This window comes from Pseudonocardia sp. TRM90224 (assembly GCF_021245725.1).
In the GTDB taxonomy this organism is placed as follows: Bacteria; Actinomycetota; Actinomycetes; order Mycobacteriales; family Pseudonocardiaceae; genus Pseudonocardia.
Genome location: NZ_JAJGSX010000027.1, coordinates 83801 through 102135, shown reverse-complemented (window position 1 = coordinate 102135; position 18335 = coordinate 83801). Strand labels below are relative to the sequence as shown.

The following is an 18335-nucleotide window of genomic DNA, read 5'->3' as shown; positions in this document are numbered from 1 at the left end:
TTGTCGACGACGACTCAGATTTGGGCGCGGTTGGCAGCGAGGGTGCGGGCGACGTCGGTGAGCTTGATGTTCAGGTTCTGCGACGCCGCGCGGAGCACCTCGAACGCCTCGTCGGCGCTGATCCCGCGCCGTTCCATGAGGATGCCTTTGGCCTGGCCGATGACGTCGCGGCTGTCCAGGGCCGTGCGCAGCTGCGCCGACTCCAGCTCGCTCGCGGTGAACGCGGTTGTCGTGGCCAGCGCTGTCGACGCGTGCGCGGCCAGGATCAGCGCGATGTCGCGGTCGGCGCCGTCGAGCCCGTTCGGCACCGGCGAGTAGAAGTTCAACGCGCCCATCCGGGGCGGCTCCCCACCTGGGAACAGGCCCACGGCGAGCACGCTGCGCACGCCGAGCTCGGCAGCGACGGGCCCCCAACGGGGGAACTCGACGGAATGCCGCAGATCGGCCGACGCCGTGAGCCCGAGCCCGGGCGTGCGGGTCGCCTCGACGCACGGCCCCTCGTCGAGGTCGTACTGCAGGACGTCGAGCCGCTCGGCGAACAGCGCGGTGGCGACCGGGGTGTGGAAGCGCCCGTCCGGTGCCCGCACGGTGACGCTGACCTCGCCCGCGTCCGCCACGACCGCCCGCGCCGCGTACATCACCTTCGTCAGGACCTCGTTGACCGTCGGCGCCGTCAGCAGCACGTCGGCGAGCTCCACGAACTGGGCCGCCAACGAACCGGCGGGCGTCGGCAGCTCATCGCCCAGCTCGTGGGACTCGTCGACGGACACCGGTGGAGAGTAACCCCGAGCCGTCCGCCGGAAGGTGGATGGTCGCCGAGGTCGCTTGCCGTCGACAATTGATCTCGGAAAGAATGCGACCAGCGAGTTGAGCCAACAGCTCCGCCGATTCGTGCTGCATCGACGGAGGACATATGACCCGACCCCACGACCTGGAAGAGCCGCACGCAGGCAGGGCGGCAGTGGAATCGCTGCCCATAGAAGAACGGGTCGTGAACGGCGCGGTGATCGTACTGCGACCGGTCGGGGAGATCGACATGGTGACCGTCGACACGCTGCGTGACCGGCTCACCGCCGAGCTCGGCCGCCGTCAGCACGTTGTGCTCGACTGCTCCGACGTGCAGTTCCTCAGCTCGGGCGGGATCCAGGCGCTCGTGGAGGCGCACCGGCAGGCGCAGGCCGCCGGTGCCGCGCTGCACATCGCCGGTGCTGCCAGCCGGGTGGTCGCACGCCCGCTGGAGATCACCGGCGTCGACACCGTGCTCACCATCTCGGCCGACCCTCCCGACGAGCTCGGGGACCGCCTGGCCGCCCACTGAGAAGACCCCGGTCAGGTGGTCCTACCCCTTCGTGCGCTCGGCCCGTCATGCAGGATGGACGGGCCGGCGCACGAGGGAGCTGGCCGAACGGACGGGGGAGAAACAGCATGGACGGCCCGAAGGGCGAGGAGCCACAGCCGGTCGAGACGGATGCCGCTGAGCAGGCGGGCTCCGGAACGGCGCGGCCCGGGCTCGTGATCGCGTTGCTGGTCGGCTCCGCGTTCGTCATGATCCTGAACGAGACGATCATGAGCGTGGCGTTGCCGCGCCTGATGACCGACCTGAACGTCACACCGAGCGCCGCGCAGTGGCTGACCAGCGGTTTCCTGCTCACGATGGCCGTGGTGATCCCCGCGACCGGGTGGGTGCTGGAGCGCTTCGCGCCGCGATCGATCTACCTGACGTCGATGGGTCTGTTCACCACCGGTGTGCTCATCGCGGCGCTCGCGCCGGGGTTCGAGGTGCTGCTGGTGGGCCGGGTCGTGCAGGCCAGCGGGACGGCGATGATGGTGCCGCTGCTGATGACGACGCTGCTGCGGCTCGTGCCGGCCGAGCGCAGGGGCCGCACCATGGGCACGATCACGATCGTCATCGCGGTCGCGCCCGCGATCGGCCCGACGATCTCCGGGCTGATCCTGCAGGTGCTCGACTGGCGGTGGATGTTCTGGCTGGTGCTGCCGATCGCGGTGATCGCGCTCGCGCTCGGCGCCACCTACCTGCGGGTGACGGCGGAGACCCGCCCGGTGCCGCTCGACGTGCTCTCCGTGCTCCTCTCCGGGGTCGCGTTCGCCGGCCTCATCTACGGGATGAGCAGCATCGGTGAGTCGCTGCGGCACGACATGGCGGTCTCGCCGTGGATCCCGACGGCCGTCGGGGCGGTCGCGCTGGCGACGTTCGTGCTGCGGCAACTGCGGCTGCAGCGCGACCACAAGGCGCTGCTCGACCTGCGCCCGCTCGCGCACCGGACCTACCTCGTCGCGCTCGTGCTGGTCATCCTCGCAATGATGGCGCTGTTCGGGGCGCTCATCCTGCTGCCGCTCTACCTGCAGAGCGTGCTGCACGCCTCGACAACGGCAACCGGGCTGGTGCTGCTGCCGGGCGGGCTGGTCATGGGCCTGCTCGGACCGGTGGTGGGGCGGCTCTTCGACAAGTACGGCGCGCGCCCGCTCGTCGTGCCCGGCGCGCTCGTCGTCTGCGGTGCGCTTTGGCTGTTCACCATGCTGGGCGCCGAGTCGCCGCTGCTCATGGCGGTGGCGGTGCACGTCACGCTGTGCATCGGGCTGTCGATCATGTTCACGCCGCTGATGACGGACGCGCTCGGCTCGTTGCCCGCGGAGCTGTACTCCCACGGCAGCGCCATCCTGACGACGTTGCAGCAGGTTGCGGGCGCGGCCGGGACGGCGCTCTTCATCACCGTGATGACGGTCAACTCGCTCGATCCGCAGGGCGACGTCGACGCCGCCGGCACGCACGCGGCGTTCCTCGTCGCAGCGATCATCTCGATCGGCGTGGTTGCGCTGTCGTTCCTGGTCGGCCGTGGTTCCTCGGCACGGAAGGACGAGAGCACCGCGGTCGCCGCATGACCGGTGGAGGTGACCGGCGGCCACTACGGTGATCGGGTGACCACCGAGCTGAGCATCGACCTCGGCGGGCGCACAGCGCTCGTCACCGGATCGACCCAGGGGATAGGTCAGGCGATCGCCGTGCGGCTGGCTCAGGCCGGCGCGGACGTCGTCGTCAACGGGCGCACCGAGGAACGCGTCGCGGCTGCCGTCGCCGCTGTGCAGGATGCAGTGCAGGGCGCGACCGTGCGCGGGGCAGCGGCCGACGTCGCCGCTGACGACGGTGCGGCGCACCTGCTCGCCGAGCTGCCCTCGGTGGACGTGCTGGTCAACAACCTCGGCATCTTCGCGCCCACGCCGGTGCTGGAGATCGACGACGCGCAGTGGCGGCGCTACTTCGAGGTGAACGTGCTCGCCGGGGTCCGGCTCACCCGCTCCTACCTGCCGGGGATGATGGAACGCGGGTTCGGGCGGGTGTTGTCGATCTCCAGCGACTCGTCGGTCGTGACACCGCTGGAGATGGTGCACTACGGCGTCACGAAGACCGCGCAGCTGGCCGTCACCCGCGGGTTCGCCAAGGCGGCCGCCGGCACCGGCGTCACCGTCAACTCCGTGCTCGCCGGCCCCACCCACACCGGTGGCGTCGAGGACTTCGTCAAGGAGCTGGTCGGGGACGACCTGCCGTGGGACGAGGCGCAGCGCCGGTTCATGCTGGAGCACCGGCCGCAGTCGCTGCTGCAGCGGCTCATCGAACCGACCGAGATCGCGAACATGGTCGCGTACCTGAGCAGCGACCTCGCCTCGGCGACCACGGGCGCCGCTGTGCGCGTCGACGGCGGGTACGTCGACTCGATCCTGCCCTGACCCGGGGCGCGTGCGTCCAGGACCGGCGATATGGGTATACGGCCACATGCCGGGCAGGAGGGAACCGCCGAGCGCCGCCGAGCTCGCGGCGCTGGACGAGCTCGGCCGGCAGGGGACGTGGCACCTGCAGGGCCGTGACCTGGCGCTGACCAACCTCCACAAGGTGCTCTTCCCGTCGCGCGCGGGTGCCGCAGCGGTGACCAAGCGCGATCTGATCCGCCATCACGCGGTCAGCGGCCCGTTCATGCTGCCGTACCTGGCCGGGCGGCCGGTGAACATGCACCGCTTCCCCGACGGCGTCGAGCAGGGCGGGTTCTGGCACAAGGAGGTGCCCGACCACGCGCCCGAATGGCTCACCCGCTGGTACAACGCGGAGGCCGACCCCGGCGAGACCGAGTGCTACATCGTGCCGGACGACGTCGCCGCGCTGGTCTGGCTGGCCAACTTCGGTGCGCTCGAGCTGCACCCGTGGACGTCGAAGCTGCCCGATGTGCACCAGCCGACGTGGGCGTTGATCGACATCGACCCGGGTACGACGAGCTCGTTCGCCGACGTCCTGGTGCTGGCCAGGATGTACCGGACCGCGCTGGACCACCTCGACGTCGAGGGCATGCCCAAGGTCACCGGCCGGCGCGGCATCCAGATCTGGGTGCCGGTCGCCGACGGGTACACCTTCGCCGATACGCGGGCGTGGGTGGAGAAGGTGTCGCGCGCGGTCGGGCGCGCCGTGCCCGACCTGATCAGCTGGGAATGGCAGCGCGCCAAGCGGGGCGGCCTCGCGCGGCTCGACTACACGCAGAACGCGATCAACAAGACGCTCGTCGCCCCGTTCAGCGCGCGGCCCGCCGCGGGGGCGCCCGTCTCGGTGCCGATCGGGTGGGACGAGCTTGAGGACCCGGCCCTGCGCCCGGACCGGTGGACGATCTCGGACCTGCCCGCCAGGCTGGCCGAAGCGGGGGATCCGCTCGTCCCGCTGGTAGGTCGCCAGCAGCGTCTGCCCGATGTGTGAGCCGGTGTGATCCTGATGGGTGATCTCTGTGCCCACCATCAGGCGTTCTTGTGCATGAACTGGGCCGGACGGGGGAATCTACGACTTGTGACTTCCGCTGTGGCGAGCGATACCGACCCGCCCGACGAACCCGTTGCGGGCCGGTACGCGCTCGGCCCGGTGATCGGGACCGGTTCGTCGGCCGTCGTCCGCCGGGGTCGTGACCTGCGCGACGGGTCCGTCGTCGCGATCAAGCTCTTCCGTTCCGGGGCCACCGACCACGACCTGCGCCAGCAGCACAGGGAGATGAACGCGCTGCTCCGGCTGGATCACCCCGGGCTGGTCGCACTGCGGGGCGGCGGCATCGCCGGCGGCAACGGCGAGAGCGGGGACGAGGGCCGGCCGTACATCGTCACCGATCTCGTCGACGGCCCGGCGCTCGCCGCGGTGCTGCGCAACGGCCCGCTGGACCCCGACAGCGTGCGACGCATCGGCGTCGAGCTCGCGGACGTGCTGGCGCACGTGCACGCCAACGGCATCGTGCACCGCGATGTGAAACCGGCGAACGTCCTGCTCGAAGGCTGGGGCACGGCCGACGGCGCGCGGGTGCGGCTCACCGACTTCGGCATCGCGAGGACCGTCGACGGCGCCGTTGCCACCGCCGCCGGGCTGGTCGTCGGGACCGCCGCCTACCTCGCCCCCGAACAGGCCCGCGGGGAGATCGTCGGGCCGCCGTCGGACGTCTACGCGCTCGGCCTGGTGCTGCTGGAAGCGCTGACGGGCCGCCGGGAGTACCCCGGCCAGCCGATCGAGTCGGCGTCGGCGCGGTTGCACCGCAGGCCGGCCGTCCCGGCGGGGCTGCCCTACGGCTTGACCCCGCTGCTGCAGGCCATGACCGCGGACGCACCTTGCGACCGGCCCAGCGCCGAGCACGTCGCGGCGCTGCTGCGCTACGAGCCCGTGAGCCGGCTCGACATCGGGGCCGACACCGACATCGGCACTGGCTCCGGCCGCCACGCAGCCCACTCGGCCGGGCCCGGCCCGCGCCACGCCGCTGCCGATGACGAGCCGGCACCCACGCTCGTCGCCGCCGCGGTCCGCGGCCCTGCGCGCCACCGCAAGCGGGTGCCGCGCAGGCTCCGGTCACCCCTCACCGCGGCCATGATCGTGCTGGCCGGGCTGGGCGGGATCGCGATGAGCCTCGGCTCGGACGAGCCGCCGCCGGCCGTCCCGTCCTCCGCCCCCTGACGCCGCAGCTCACCTGGTGCTCCGGGGAGGGCAGGAAAGCCACTTTCCGGCCCTCACAGGGCAGGAAAGTGGCTTTCCTGCCCTCGCGTGCGGGCGACGCACGCGGTGCCGTGCGCGGAGCGGCGGGTGCGGGTGCGGGTGCGGGTGCGGGTGGGAGTTTCGGGCGCCGGCCTGCGTCAGGCTTCGATCCGTTCGCGGCAGCCGATGCAGCCCGTGCGGCAGCCCCGGCAGCGGCGCTGGACCCGCGCGCCGCACACGTCGAGGTCGAGGCTCCACAGGTACGCGGCGAGCACGAAGGCGAGTGTCGTGGGTGCGGCCAGGACCGGCGCTGCCCAGAAGGACCAGATCGTGAGTACGGCCGTCAGACCTGTCAGTGGACCGCTGTGACGGGCGTAGGGAGCGAAAATATGCACGCTCTGATTGCACTCGATTTCACACCGTCATCGACGCCGGGTCCGATGTGCCGCCGAACGCACGGCACGCGCCGCCCATCTTGCGTTCAGTGTGTGCTCGGTCACTATGAGTGCTGGCGGCTCAAGGTGCGGCGGGTGCTACGGAGAGCCCGTCGGCGTCATAGCGGCAGCTCGCGTTCCAGAGCAGGAACGAGTCCATGCCATTGCTCTCGGCGGCCTCGATCTGCGCCCGCACCTCCGCCGGCCCGTAGGTGTGGCGGAGGCTGAACGCCTGCAGCCAGGGGATCACGGCGTTGTGCCGCCCGCCGGTGATGGACCGGAAGTCGGCGAGCGAGCGGGCCGTGATGTCGTACGGCTCGGCCTCTGGGTTCGCGACGCCGTACTCGCCGTTGCCCCAGTGCGACGGGTAGACCATCGGCGCGACGTAGTCCGCGCGGTCGGCGATCTTCGAGATGTCCTGCGCGATCTCCGTCGGGCGGGTGGCCGCGATCCCGTAGACCGACGCGCCGAGCAGCGCACCGTGCTTGCGGATCGCCGAGCGGGTGTCGCCGACGAAGTCGGCGATCGACTGCTCCGGCGTCGTGTTCAGCCCGGTGATCCGCATCGACGACACCTTGCCGTCGGGACGGCGGACGTAGTCGTAGAGGATCTCGTCGAACCCGAGCTCCGATGCCTCCTCGGCGAGCGCGATGTTGTAGCCGCGCACCTCGGGGTTGGCGAAGTTCGTGAACGCGTACTTGCCGTACTTGCCCGACCACGGCGAGCCGTCCGACTGCTGCAGCACGCGGTCCTTGTGCCCGCCCGTCCAGGACGCCTCGGCCAGGATCGGGTCGCGGAAGGCGACGACGCGCCCCACCACCCGCAGGCCGGCGTCGTGCAGCTGGTCGAGCGCGGCCCGCGCGTCGTAGTACCCCTTGCTCGCGCCGATCTCCAGCGCGAGCGGCACCTGCGACGCGTAGCCGATCTCGCCGCTCTCGTCCTTGATGTCGAGCTGCACCGTGTTGATGCGGCCCTCCTTCGCCATCTGCAGGATCGGCTCGCGCAGGGAGTCGGAGCTCCAGGCGAGCGCCGACATGTGCACCGCGCGCATCCCCGGGTGCTTCACGTGCACCGGTACCTGGCGGGCGGCGGTGTTGCCTGCGGCGTCGACGGCCGAGAGGTCGACCGACGCCGTGCCGGGCTGCACCGGCACGCTGAACGACCCGTCCTCGGCGACGTCGACGGTCTCCCCGAGCGCGCTGACCGTCTCCGCGCCCAGCGCGCGTCCCGTGATCACCGACGGCTGGCCCAGCTCGACGGGCTCCGGCACGTCCAGCGCGACGGCCGGCGGAGTGGCGTCGACGTCGAAGGTCAGCTCCTTCGAGGCGCCCCAACCCGGGATCGCCTCCCCGGGTGAGGTGACGACAAGCGTGTGGCGTCCCTCTGCCGGGACGGGCACCTCGAGGCTCGCCTTGTCGCCGCCATCGCCATCGCTATTGCGGCGCAGCGGCACAGGCACGCCGTCGAGCTGGGCCTGCGTCGCCGGGCCGGCCTGGATCTGCAGGTCCTCGAACGCGGCAGGTGTGACAGCGCCGCCGTCGGCGACGCCGATCACGTGCAATGAGGGCTGCAACGCCGCGGCGACGAGCAGGAGCGTCCCGACCGTCACGAGCGCGATCGCGACAGGAAGGAGCGGACTGCGGTGCTCCGACTCCGGCCCAGACTCCGACTCCGGCTCGGACTCCGACTGGAACATGGCCTCTCCTTGCGGGACTTCTCGCTTGGGGCTTCTCACTGTGCCAGTGAATTTCCCGTTCACCGTTGCGGACAACCCGGTCGAGTGATCAACATTTACTGCCGGGGAGTGCTGGGTACCTTTCCTTTTATGTCCTGGTCACGTGCTGTTGCAGCGGCTGCCGCTGCGTCTGTTGCTGTTGTTCTGGCGGGTTGTGCGACGGCGACGCCGAGCAGCACCACCGTCGAGATCGCGCCGCCGCCCAACCCCGCGGAAGTACGGGCGAATGAGCTCGGTCTGATTCCGGTGCTGATGTACCACCGGCTCGTCGAGAAACCTGTTTCCGTCTATGACCGCACCCCCGCGGATTTCCGGGCCGAGCTGCAGCGGCTGGCCGGTGAGGGCTACGTGCCGATCACCGTCGCCGACCTCTCGATCGGCCGCATCGACATCCCGGCCGGCAAGCACCCCGTCGCCCTCACCTTCGACGACGGCGACCCGACCACGATCACGCTCGGCCCCGACGGCACGCCGGCGCCGGGGACCGCCGTGCGGATCCTGATGGACGTCGCCGCGGCCAACCCCGGATTCCCCGCCGTGGCCAGCATGTACGTCAACGCCGCCCCGTTCGGCGGCGGCGAGGGCGGGACGCGCGCGTTGCGCTGGCTGCACGACAACGGCTTCGAGGTCGGCAACCACACCTTCGGCCATATCAACCTGCGCACCGCGCCGGCCGAGCGCGCCCGGCAGGACATCGTGCGCGGTGACGGCCTGATCCGCGAGGCGCTGCCCGGCTACGCGCCCAGCACGCTCGCGCTGCCGTTCGGGGCGCGACCGCGCGACACCCAGCTGGCGGCGCGCGGCGAGGGCTACAACTACACCGGGGTCCTGCTGGTCGGCTCGAACCCGACCGACTCGCCGTACTCGGCCGACTTCGAACCGAGCGGCATCCCGCGCATCCGCTCGCAGGGCGCCGACGGCACCGACGCCGCCTTCGGCTCCACCACCTGGCTGGACAAGCTCGCCGCGCAGCCGCAGAGCCGCTACACCTCGGACGGGAACCCGGCGACGGTGTCGTACCCGGCGCGGACGGGCACGCCGTCGCCGCAGCTCGACACCCCTGTCGTGGCCTACGAACCGCTGCCTTGACCGACCCGGACGGGCGACCGGACCACGCGAGCGGTGTTCCAGGCGCTCCGGCACACCGAGTCACCGCGGGGTCGATTCGACGGCACGGAAGCGGGACGGCCGTCTACAGAGCGTGGTTTTGCCGGCGCATGCCCCGAGGTGGCGTTCACGAAACGTGCAGGAAGTGGGACACACGATCGAGGCAGAAGTGTGGTGAACCGCGACGGCGGCAGTTAACTTCCATGATCGGGATGACCGCATCCCGTCCGTGAAATTCCATTCTGAATCGGGGAGCCGGCTGTGTTGAAAAGGGCTGCAATTGTCGTGGCGATCGTCGTCTTCGGAGTGCTGACAGGAGGGACCATCGCCTCGGCGCAGGAACCACCGCCGCCGGCTCCGAAGGCCGACACGCAGGACGGGCTGATCAACGTGAACCTGCTGAACAACCTGGCGGTGTGCCCGGACATCGGGGTGGTCGCCTCGCTGGGCAACGTGCTCGGCATCCTCGGCGTCGGCTCCTCCGACCCCGAGGTCGCCGGCGACAGCATCACCTGCGTCGTCGACGACAGCGTCAAGCTCGGTGGTTGATGGGGCCACCGTCGGTGCGAGGAGGTTCAGGAAAGCCACTTTCATGCAACGTGGTTGCATGAAAGTGGCTTTCCTGACCCCCGGTAGGGGCGCGTGAGGGGCCCCGTCACGCGGCCGGTCGCGCGAGCGGCCCGGTCAGGTGCTCCGGGCGCAGGCCGATGCCGACCATGCGCCCCATCAGGTGGGGGAGCGCCGGCAGGTGCCGCAACGTGCGCAGCGGCTGCGGGATGCGCAGCGCCGGTGGCTGCGTGTCCCTCGGCTCGACCGGGGTGGCGACGAACCGGCGTTCCGCGGCCCGCTGCAGCCCCTGGGTGAGCACGGTGGGCAGCATCCGCCTGCGCTGCACCGCGGCGAGCGCGCGATCGGGGACGAAGCCGCGCCGCAGCCCTGGCACCACGCTGCGGGCCGTCGCGACGGCGTCCTGGACGGCCAGGTTGATGCCGACCCCGGCGATCGGGGACATCGCGTGTGCCGCGTCGCCGATGCACAGCGCCCCCGGTGTCCACCACCGTCGCAGGCGGTCGATCCGGATCTCCAGCTGTGCGACGTCCGCTGCTGTCAGCGACGAGATCCGCGCCGCGAACCGCGGCTCGAGCGCGCTGATGCCGCTGCGCAGGAAAGCGGCGTCGTCACGCAGCGCCCGCCGGCCTTCGCCCTTGCCGATCAGCAGCGCGATCTGCCAGTAGTCGGTCCGGTTGATCATGACGAGACCGCCGATCGACGAGAAGCGCAGCAGCGTGCGGTCGGGGTCGTCCGGCGTGCGCGGCACGCGGGTGAACAGGGCGTCGAAGGGTGAGCCGAAGCTGATCCGCGGCAGTCCGAGCGCCTCGCGCACGCGCGAGTTGCGCCCGTCGCAGCCCACGACGAGGTCGGCGCGCAGGTCGTGCTCCCTGCCTGTCGTGCGGTTGCGGTAGATCACGCCGCTGACCCGGCCGCCGGTCCGGATCAGGTCGACGACCTCGGCGTTCATCACGACCTGCAGGTGTGGCGACTGCGTCCCGACCTCGACGAGCATCGAGAGGAAGTCCCACTGCGGCACCAGCGCGATGTGCTGGTGACGGCCCGGCAGGCGGGTGAGGTCCTGGGTCACCGTGCCGTCGTCGAAGATCATGTCGATGTGCTGCTCGGTGCGGTGCGGCAAGGCCGCGAAGCGCTCGCCCATACCGAGCTCGTCGAGCAGCGTGAGGGTCGAGGCGTGCACGGTGTCGCCACGGAAGTCCCTGAGGAAGTCGGCGTGCTTCTCCAGCACGACGACGTCGATACCGGCCCTGGCGAGCAGCAGGCCCAGCGCCATCCCGGCAGGCCCGCCGCCGGCTACTACGCACTGCGTCGAAGTGTTCACTGCAGGCTCTCCTAACTGGGGAGAAAGTCCCCGGATAGGCGTTACGGTACCATAAGTGGGGAGATCTTGTTCAGTTCGGAGGACGATGTGGGTGAGCAGCTGCGGGCCGATGCCCGCCGCAACAGGGAGCAGATCATCGAGGCCGCGCGTGAGGTGTTCATGGCGCTCGGGCACTCCGCGCCGCTCGACCAGATCGCCGAGCGCGCCGGCGTCGGGAACGCGACCCTCTACCGCCGCTTCCCGAGCCGGGACGCCCTGGTGCGCCGGGTTGCGATCGACAACATGGAGCTGGCCTGCTCGCACGCGACCGCGGCGCTCGCCGAGGAGCCCGACGCGTGGGCGGCGCTGGAACGGTTCGTGCGCACGATCGTCGAGCGGGAGATCGTGGCGCTGCTGCCGATCCTCGGCCCGCACGTCGAGCCGGGCAGCGACTTCGACGAGGCGCTGCGGGCCGTGCGCACCACGCTGGGGCAGCTCCTGGACGCCGCGCGTGCCGAGGGCACGCTGCGGCCAGACGTCGAGGCCGGCGACCTCGTGCTGATCCTCGCGACCGTCACCCGCCCGCTGCCGGAGCTGCCCGCCGAGCTGACCGCGGCCGTCCGCCGCCGGCACGTCGCGCTGCTGCTCGACGGCCTGCGGGCGCCGGGCACCCCGCTGCCCGGCGCCGCGCTGACCGTCGAGTCGGTCGGCGATCAGCTCGGCGTCGCCTACCGGGCCGCCGTCACGCCTCCTGCAGCGCCGTGACCGGCGCGACCCGCCCGGCCCGCACGGCCGGGACGACCGCCGCGACGGCCGCCACCAGCACCACCGCGGCGGCGAGCACCGCGACCGTCGGCACCGCGGCCGGCACGAACCCGACGCCCACCTGCAGCACCTGCGCGCCCAGCACGCCGTAGACGCCGCCGATGACCGCGCCGAGCAGCGCGGCGCCCGTCCCGCCGAGCACCGCTTCCCACGCCACCATCGCGTGGACGCCGCCGCGGGTCAGCCCGACCGCGCGCAGCAGCCCGGTCTCGCGGGTGCGTTCGGTGACCGAGAGCATCAGCGTCACGGCCACTCCGACAACCGCCACCAGCAGCGTCATCCCGACCAGCCCGAGCCCGATGAGGCGCAGGTTGTTCGTGATCGTCTCGACCTCGGCGCGCGCGTCGCTCGCGTACTGGACGACCACCCCCGGGGTGCCGGCCACCGCGGTGTCGACGGCCGCCCGCGCTTGCGCCTCGGGCACGCCGGCGGCCGGGTCGACGTAGACCGAGCTCTCGTCGGCACCGACCACGGCGAGCGTGGGGTCGGCGGCGAGCCGACCGCGCAGCGCCTGCGGGTCGGACGTGCTGATCGCGATGTCGGCGGGGAACAATTTCTCCACCTTCAGCTCCGCGGCGGCCTGCGTCGACGCGAGCGCGACCAGCAACGCCGAGGTCAGCCCGACCCCGAGGGCCAGCACCGAGATCGTTGCGGCCGTGCGGCGGGGCACCTGCGCCGCGTTGGCCGTCGCGAGCCGGCCCGGCCCGCGCCCGACCAGCGCGATCACCCGCCCGACCGTCGCACCGAGCGCCCGCACGAGGAGGGGCCCGATCGCGACGACGGCGGCGAAGGCGACCATGCCCGACGCCGCGAGCGCGAACAGCCCGACCGCCGGGTCGACGTCCGGCGCGCCGAGCACGAGCGCCGCCGACCCGGTCGCGATCACCGCGAACGCGCCGGCCAGCACGAGCCGGCGGCCGGTGCGCGGCGCGCCGGCCTCGCCCGAGCCCGCCGTGCCGAGCGCGGCCACCGGTGGGATGCGCGCGGCCGCGAGCGCGGGTGCCAGCGCCGCGACCACCGTGACCAGCACCGATACCAGCAGGCAGCCGGCGAGGCCGGCCCACGGCACGCCCAGCGACGGCACGTCGTCCCCGCCGCTCGCCCGCAGCACCGCGATGATCGTGTAGCCACCGAGCAGCGCGAGCGCGATCCCGGCCAGCCCGGCGACGAGCCCGGTCAGCACCGCCTCCGCGAGCACCGCACCGATCAGCTGCCCCTTGCGCGCCCCTACGCAGCGCAGCAGCGCGAGCTGGGTGCGGCGCTGCGTGAGCACGATCCGGAACGTCGACGCGACGATCACCGCGGCCGCCACCAGCGCAACCCCGGCGAACACCCCGACGCCCAGCAGCACGGCCGTCACCGAGGACGAGGCGGACTCGACCTCGTAAAGGCGCTGGTCGGCGCCGGTGCGGACGGTCGCGGACGTGCCCAGTGCGTCGTGGATCTCCGCGGCGAGCGCGGAGCTGTCGCCTCCAGCACCGGGCACGTCGACCTGGTCGAGCGTCCCGCCGAGCGCCGCCACCGTCGCGGGCATCGCGACGAGCGCGTTCACGCCGTCCAGCGGGATCGGCACGACACCCGTGACGGTGACCTCGCGGGTTGCACCGTCTGCGCCGGTCAGCGTGAGGTGGGCGCCGGGGGTGAGACCGGTCCGTTCCGCGGTGCTCGCCCCGATCACGACCTCGTCGAGCGACGTCGCGATCCGGCCAGCCACCATCGGGTCGGTGATGCGGCTCAGCTCGCCGCCCATCGGGTCGGACGTGACCTCCCACGACGTCGTCGCGCCCGCGCCGCTCACCGGGAGCACCGCCGACCACACCCCGACCGCGCCGGTGGCGCCTGGCACGCGGGCGAGCCGGTCGAGGATCTCGGCCGGCTTCGCCGACTTCGCCGGCAGGATCGCGACCGCGGTCGCCGAAGGCGTCTGCTGCGTGCGGCCCGCGATGTAGCCGCGGAGGGTCTCGCTGAAGAGCAGCGTGCCCGCGGCGAAGACGGTCGCGATGAGGATCGCGAGCCCGGTGAGCACCAGCCGTCCCGGTTTGCGGCGGGTCTCGGCGAGCAGCGCGCCTGCGGCCGGTCCGATCATCGAGCGATCCCGGTGACGGCGGAGAGCGCGGCCAGCACGGTGTCGGGGCGCGGGTCGGGCAGCGAGCCGACCAGCCGGCCGTCGCGCATGAGGACGACCTCGTCGGCGAAGGATGCGGCCACCGGGTCGTGCGTGACCATCACGACGGTCTGGCCCAGCTCGCGCACCGATGTGCGGAGCAGCTCGAGGACCTCGTGGCCGCTCGTGGTGTCGAGGTTGCCGGTGGGTTCGTCGGCGAAGACGACGTCGGGCCGGCCGAGCAGCGCGCGGGCCATCGCGACGCGCTGCTGCTGGCCGCCGGAGAGCTGGGTGGGGCGGTGGTGCAGCCGCTCGCGCAGCCCGAGCAGATCGACCAGGCGGGCCCGCCATGCGGGGTCGGGAGTGCGGCCGGCCAGGCGGGCCGGCAGCTCGATGTTCTGCTCGGCCGTGAGCTGGGGGAGCAGGTTGAACGACTGGAACACGAACCCGATCCGGTCGCGCCGGATCCGCGTGAGGTCGGCGTCGGTGCAGCTGCCCAGCTCGGTACCGCCGAGCAGCACGGATCCGGCGGTGGGCGTGTCGAGGCCCGCGAGCACGTGCATGAGCGTCGACTTGCCGGAGCCGGACGGGCCCATGATCGCGACGAACCGGGCGGCCGGGATGTCGAGGCTCACCTCGTCGAGCGCGCGCACGGCGGCGGCGCCGCTGCCGTAGACCTTCACCAGCCGGGTCGCGCGTGCCGCGGGCGCGCGGACGTCCGTGATCATCACTTCTCCATCGTCCGGGGAGTGCGGCCGTCGGGTTGCGGCGCTGACGAACGATCTCCCGAGGGCGATGGCGTGCACCTCGGCCGGAGAGAGGACCTTGCGGCGCGGGCTCGTACTTCCGGACGAGCCGGCCTTCGGCCGGAGGGCAGGAAAGCCACTTTCCTGCCCTCACAGGGCCTGAAAGTGGCTTTCCTGCCCTTCCCGCCGGAGGCGGCGGCGGGCTCAGCCCCTGCGGTAGCGCCGGACGACGAGGAAGGCGACCAGGGCACCGGCGACGGCGGCCGCCATCCGCGGGTCCACCGCCTGCAGCTTCGCGCGCACGGCGGGTGCCTTTTCCTCGACGACGGCGCGGGCCTGGCCGACCTTCTCGCGCACGACCGGCGCGGCCTTCTCCTCGACGACCGCGCGGGCCTGCTCGACCTTCGCCTGCGCCTGCCCGACCAGCTCGTCGCGCTTGGCCCGCGCCCGCGCGGGCACGTCGACCCGGTGGGCCAGCTCCTCGACGGTCGCGCCCAGCTCGGTTCGCAGCTCGTCGAGGTGCTCACGCTGCTCGGTGTGGGTGGAGTCGGTGTGCGTCATCGGTGGACCGCCTCTCGTACGGTGGCGACGTCGTCGCGGACCCCGTCCACGGCCTGTTCCGGGACGGGTGGTGCGGCGGCCTTCAGGCGGCCGCGGCCGGTGAGTGCGAGCACCCCGGCGACGAGCAGGAGCACGACGCCGACGATCAGCGCCGACAGCCAGAACGGCAGCACCAGAGCCAGCGCGCCCACACCGGCCGCGACGAGCGTGCCGGCCGCCAGCAGCGCGACCACGCCCGCGGCCCCGGCGAGCCCGGCACCGACCCCGGCGCGCTTGCCCTTCTCGGCCAGCTCGGTGCGGGCAAGCTCCAGCTCGCCGCGCACGAGCTCGGACATCTGCGTCGAGAGCCGGGAGATCAGTTCGGACGTGGTGGCGGACGCGAGCTCCGTGCGGCCGGGGTCGTGACCGGCCTCGTGGGTCGCCTCGTGCATCGGAGTAGCGGTCATGAACAGGGCATACCCGTACCTGGCCGGTTCGATTCACGGGCATGATCGGGTCACCGGACGGTGAAGGGGGAGGCATGGCGCGGTTCGACGGCGTGACGGCCGTGGTGACGGGTGCGGCGAGCGGGATCGGCGCGGCGACGGCGGTGCGGCTGGCGGCGGAGGGGGCGTCGGTCGTGCTCTTCGACCTCGACCCGGCGGTGCGCGACGTCGCTGCGTCGATCGGTGCTGCGTCGATCGGGGGCTCGGCGATGGGGCTGGTCGGCGACGTGAGCGACGAGGCGGCGTGGGCCGAGGCCGCCGAGGCGGGGCCGGGGCCGGTGGGGCTGCTCGTCAGCAACGCGTGCTTCGTCCAGCACGCGCCGGCGCACGAGATGGAGCCGGAGTCGTGGCGTCGCCAGATCGAGGTCAACCTGACCGCCACCTACCTCGGCATGCGCGCGCTGGTGCCGCAGCTGCGAGCGGTCGAGGGCGCCGTGGTGGTGGTCTCGTCGGTGCACGCCCTCTCCGGTATCCGCAGGTACCCGGCCTACGCGGCGTCGAAGGGCGGGCAGACGGCGCTGACCAGACAGCTGGCCGTCGAGTACGGGCCGCAGGTGCGGGTGAACGCCGTGCTGCCCGGCCCGATCCGCACCCCGGTGTGGGACGGGGTGTCGGAGGAGGAGATCAGGCGCAGCGCCGCGGCCACGGCGGCCGGCCGGCTCGGCACAGCCGACGAGGTCGCCGCGGCGATCGCGTTCCTCGGCTCGCCCGAGGCGTCCTACATCACCGGCGCGAGCCTCGTCGTCGACGGCGGCTGGAGCGTGTCACAGGAGTCCGCGTAACCGTCGACAACGACGTTCTGGCTGTTTGTGAGCGCTAACATTGACCAAAACGTCGTTGTCGACGGTCAACTCACGGCAGCGGTGGTGACTGCGCGGACGACCGCTGCCGCGCCGTCCTCCTCGGCCAGCCTCGCGGCGACCGACTGGGCCGCGGCTCGGTGCCGCGGGTTGCGCACCGCGGCCGTGAGCGCCTCGGCGAGCGCCTGCGAGGTGAGTTTCTGGAACGGCAGGACGGTCGGCGCGCAGCCGAGCGCAACGAGCCGGCGGGCCCAGAGCGGCTGGTCGGCGAACACCGGTACCGGCACGCTCGGCACGGCGGCCCGGAGAGCAGCTGCCGTCGTCCCGGCGCCGGCATGGTGGACGACCGCTGCGACCTGCGGGAACAGCCACTGGTGCGGCACGTCGCCGATCGAGAGCACGTCGGCGTCGCGACCGGCGTCGAGCCCGGCCCAGCCGGCCTGCACGATCCCGCGCAGCCCCGCCGTCCGCAGCGCCTCCGCGACCAGCGGCCCCAGGCGCGCGCCGTGCCCGCCCGCCATGCTGCCGAAGCCGATCACCACCGGCGGTGCGCCGGCGGCGAGGAAGTCCACCAGCTCGCCCGGCGGCTCCCAGGCCGGATCCTGGTGCGGCCACCAGTACCCGACCACGTCGAGGCCGGGGCGCCAGTCGGCCGGCCGGGGCAGCACCGCTTCGCTGAACCCGTGCAGGACGGGCCAGCGCGCGGCGTCCTGCACCGCGATCGTCGCGCTTGCGGAGCGGCGCGGCAGCCCCAGCTGGGCCCGCAGCTCCGCGGCCACCCGGTTGAACGGGACGAGCGTCCGCATGGCGAGCTGGCCGAGCAGCCGGTTGCCGACCCGGCCGAGCGAACGCGCGGAATGCAGGACGATCGGCGGGAAGTCGCCGGTCGGCGTCATCGGCTGCGAGTAGATGCCGGCGCTGGGCAGCCCGAACCCTTCGGCGATGTCGTAGGCGAACGGCGCCGAGCTGTTGAGCAGGATCATGTCGGCGTCCGCCGCAGCGGCGAGGGTGGCCTGGCCGGCTTGCCGCAGCAGCTCCGTCATCGCGGCGATCCGACCGGCCAGGAACCTCGGCGACGAGCTGGGCGGCAGGTCGAGCAGCACGCCGAGGTCGCCGGGCAGGGCGTGGAACCGCAGGTCGGCGGCCGTCACCAGAGGCAGGAACGACGGGTGCGCCGCGACGGTCACCACGTGCCCCGCCTCGCGCAGCCGCGCGCCGAGACCGGTGAACGGCGCGACGTCGCCGCGCGAGCCGAAAGCGACGACCAGGATGCGCATCAGGCCAGCAGCGCGGCCATGCGCGCGCGCAGCTCGGTCGCCGCGGAGTAGGGCCGGACGAGGACGGTCAGCTCGGTCAGCGGCTCGCCGTCGCTCCCACCCCGGAGGATGTCGACGCCCTGCAGGTCGCGCTCGCCGACGCGGCACGCGAACTCGAGCACGTGGCCCTCGGGGCCGCCGTACTCGGCGCGGTAGGCGAAGTCGGTGAAGACCTGCGTGACCCCGGTGAGGATCATCCGCAGCGCGTCGCGCCCGACGTACTGCTTGTGCACGATCGGCGAGTTGAACACCACGTCGTCGCTGAAGAGTGCGACGGCCGCGTCGATGTCCTTGCGCTCGATGGCGGCCCGGAACGCCGCTGCAGGTGTGACCACGAACCCATCTCACCAGGCC

General features: G+C 72.5%; 19 protein-coding genes. 9 read left to right on the top strand and 10 right to left on the bottom strand.

Features of this window, described 5'->3' with window-relative positions:
- Positions 1–14 precede the first annotated feature (14 nt).
- Positions 15–770: an ANTAR domain-containing protein gene (locus tag LL648_RS29465; protein WP_232666023.1), complete on the bottom strand. Its 756-nt coding sequence runs from the start codon at positions 768–770 to the stop codon at positions 15–17.
- Positions 771–913: 143 nt separating this feature from the next.
- Here LL648_RS29465 and LL648_RS29460 point away from each other — a divergent pair, with 143 nt between their 5' ends.
- The 5 genes from LL648_RS29460 (at position 914) to LL648_RS29440 (ending at position 5980) form a co-directional block, all read left to right on the top strand.
- The gene (locus LL648_RS29460) at positions 914–1318 is read left to right on the top strand and encodes an STAS domain-containing protein (RefSeq protein ID WP_232666022.1); all 405 of its coding nucleotides are present in this window, start codon (positions 914–916) and stop codon (positions 1316–1318) included.
- A 107-nt stretch (positions 1319–1425) separates the two neighbouring features.
- A complete protein-coding gene (locus tag LL648_RS29455; RefSeq protein ID WP_232666021.1) occupies positions 1426–2901 on the top strand; it encodes an MDR family MFS transporter in 1476 nt (491 codons plus the stop codon).
- A 48-nt stretch (positions 2902–2949) separates the two neighbouring features.
- Positions 2950–3744: an SDR family NAD(P)-dependent oxidoreductase gene (locus LL648_RS29450; RefSeq protein ID WP_232666048.1), complete on the top strand. Its 795-nt coding sequence runs from the start codon at positions 2950–2952 to the stop codon at positions 3742–3744.
- 46 nt (positions 3745–3790) lie between these two features.
- Entirely contained in the window at positions 3791–4753 is a 963-nt protein-coding gene (locus LL648_RS29445; RefSeq protein WP_232666020.1) for a DNA polymerase domain-containing protein, read from the top strand.
- An 87-nt stretch (positions 4754–4840) separates the two neighbouring features.
- Positions 4841–5980, top strand: coding sequence for a serine/threonine-protein kinase (locus LL648_RS29440; RefSeq protein WP_232666019.1), 1140 nt, complete (start codon positions 4841–4843; stop codon positions 5978–5980).
- A gap of 176 nt (positions 5981–6156) precedes the next feature.
- Here LL648_RS29440 and LL648_RS29435 read toward each other — a convergent pair whose 3' ends face one another.
- Both LL648_RS29435 and LL648_RS29430 read right to left on the bottom strand, forming a co-directional pair.
- Positions 6157–6393, bottom strand: a complete 237-nt coding sequence (locus LL648_RS29435; protein ID WP_232666018.1) for a hypothetical protein — start codon at positions 6391–6393, stop codon at positions 6157–6159.
- Between the two features lie 121 nt (positions 6394–6514).
- The gene (locus LL648_RS29430) at positions 6515–8128 is read right to left on the bottom strand and encodes a putative glycoside hydrolase (protein ID WP_232666017.1); all 1614 of its coding nucleotides are present in this window, start codon (positions 8126–8128) and stop codon (positions 6515–6517) included.
- Positions 8129–8257: 129 nt separating this feature from the next.
- Here LL648_RS29430 and LL648_RS29425 point away from each other — a divergent pair, with 129 nt between their 5' ends.
- Both LL648_RS29425 and LL648_RS29420 read left to right on the top strand, forming a co-directional pair.
- Positions 8258–9256 (top strand): polysaccharide deacetylase family protein, encoded by a 999-nt coding sequence (locus LL648_RS29425; protein WP_232666016.1) that lies wholly within the window; start codon positions 8258–8260, stop codon positions 9254–9256.
- A gap of 279 nt (positions 9257–9535) precedes the next feature.
- Complete coding sequence (locus tag LL648_RS29420) at positions 9536–9823, top strand: hypothetical protein (protein ID WP_232666015.1); 288 nt, start codon at positions 9536–9538, stop codon at positions 9821–9823.
- A 106-nt stretch (positions 9824–9929) separates the two neighbouring features.
- Here LL648_RS29420 and LL648_RS29415 read toward each other — a convergent pair whose 3' ends face one another.
- Complete coding sequence (locus tag LL648_RS29415) at positions 9930–11165, bottom strand: FAD-dependent oxidoreductase (protein WP_232666014.1); 1236 nt, start codon at positions 11163–11165, stop codon at positions 9930–9932.
- A gap of 87 nt (positions 11166–11252) precedes the next feature.
- Here LL648_RS29415 and LL648_RS29410 point away from each other — a divergent pair, with 87 nt between their 5' ends.
- Positions 11253–11909: a TetR/AcrR family transcriptional regulator gene (locus LL648_RS29410; RefSeq protein ID WP_232666013.1), complete on the top strand. Its 657-nt coding sequence runs from the start codon at positions 11253–11255 to the stop codon at positions 11907–11909.
- On the opposite strand, the gene LL648_RS29405 is transcribed toward LL648_RS29410, so the two are convergent.
- The 4 genes from LL648_RS29405 to LL648_RS29390 all read right to left on the bottom strand — a co-directional run bounded on the left by LL648_RS29405 (position 11887) and on the right by LL648_RS29390 (position 15826).
- On the bottom strand, positions 11887–14055 hold the full coding sequence (locus LL648_RS29405) for an FtsX-like permease family protein (RefSeq protein ID WP_232666012.1): 2169 nt from the start codon (positions 14053–14055) through the stop codon (positions 11887–11889). The genes LL648_RS29410 and LL648_RS29405 overlap by 23 nt on opposite strands.
- Complete coding sequence (locus LL648_RS29400) at positions 14052–14801, bottom strand: ABC transporter ATP-binding protein (RefSeq protein ID WP_232666011.1); 750 nt, start codon at positions 14799–14801, stop codon at positions 14052–14054. Before LL648_RS29400 ends, LL648_RS29405 begins: the two co-directional genes overlap by 4 nt.
- Before the next feature lie 222 nt (positions 14802–15023).
- Entirely contained in the window at positions 15024–15380 is a 357-nt protein-coding gene (locus tag LL648_RS29395) for a DUF3618 domain-containing protein (RefSeq protein ID WP_232666010.1), read from the bottom strand.
- A complete protein-coding gene (locus LL648_RS29390) occupies positions 15377–15826 on the bottom strand; it encodes a phage holin family protein (protein ID WP_232666009.1) in 450 nt (149 codons plus the stop codon). Before LL648_RS29390 ends, LL648_RS29395 begins: the two co-directional genes overlap by 4 nt.
- 74 nt (positions 15827–15900) lie before the next feature.
- On the opposite strand from LL648_RS29390, the gene LL648_RS29385 reads away from it, so the two are divergent.
- Positions 15901–16647, top strand: coding sequence for an SDR family NAD(P)-dependent oxidoreductase (locus LL648_RS29385; protein ID WP_232666008.1), 747 nt, complete (start codon positions 15901–15903; stop codon positions 16645–16647).
- Positions 16648–16712: 65 nt separating this feature from the next.
- On the opposite strand, the gene LL648_RS29380 is transcribed toward LL648_RS29385, so the two are convergent.
- The gene (locus tag LL648_RS29380; RefSeq protein ID WP_232666007.1) at positions 16713–17942 is read right to left on the bottom strand and encodes a glycosyltransferase; all 1230 of its coding nucleotides are present in this window, start codon (positions 17940–17942) and stop codon (positions 16713–16715) included.
- A complete protein-coding gene (locus tag LL648_RS29375; protein WP_232666006.1) occupies positions 17942–18316 on the bottom strand; it encodes a nuclear transport factor 2 family protein in 375 nt (124 codons plus the stop codon). Before LL648_RS29375 ends, LL648_RS29380 begins: the two co-directional genes overlap by 1 nt.
- Positions 18317–18335 lie beyond the last annotated feature (19 nt).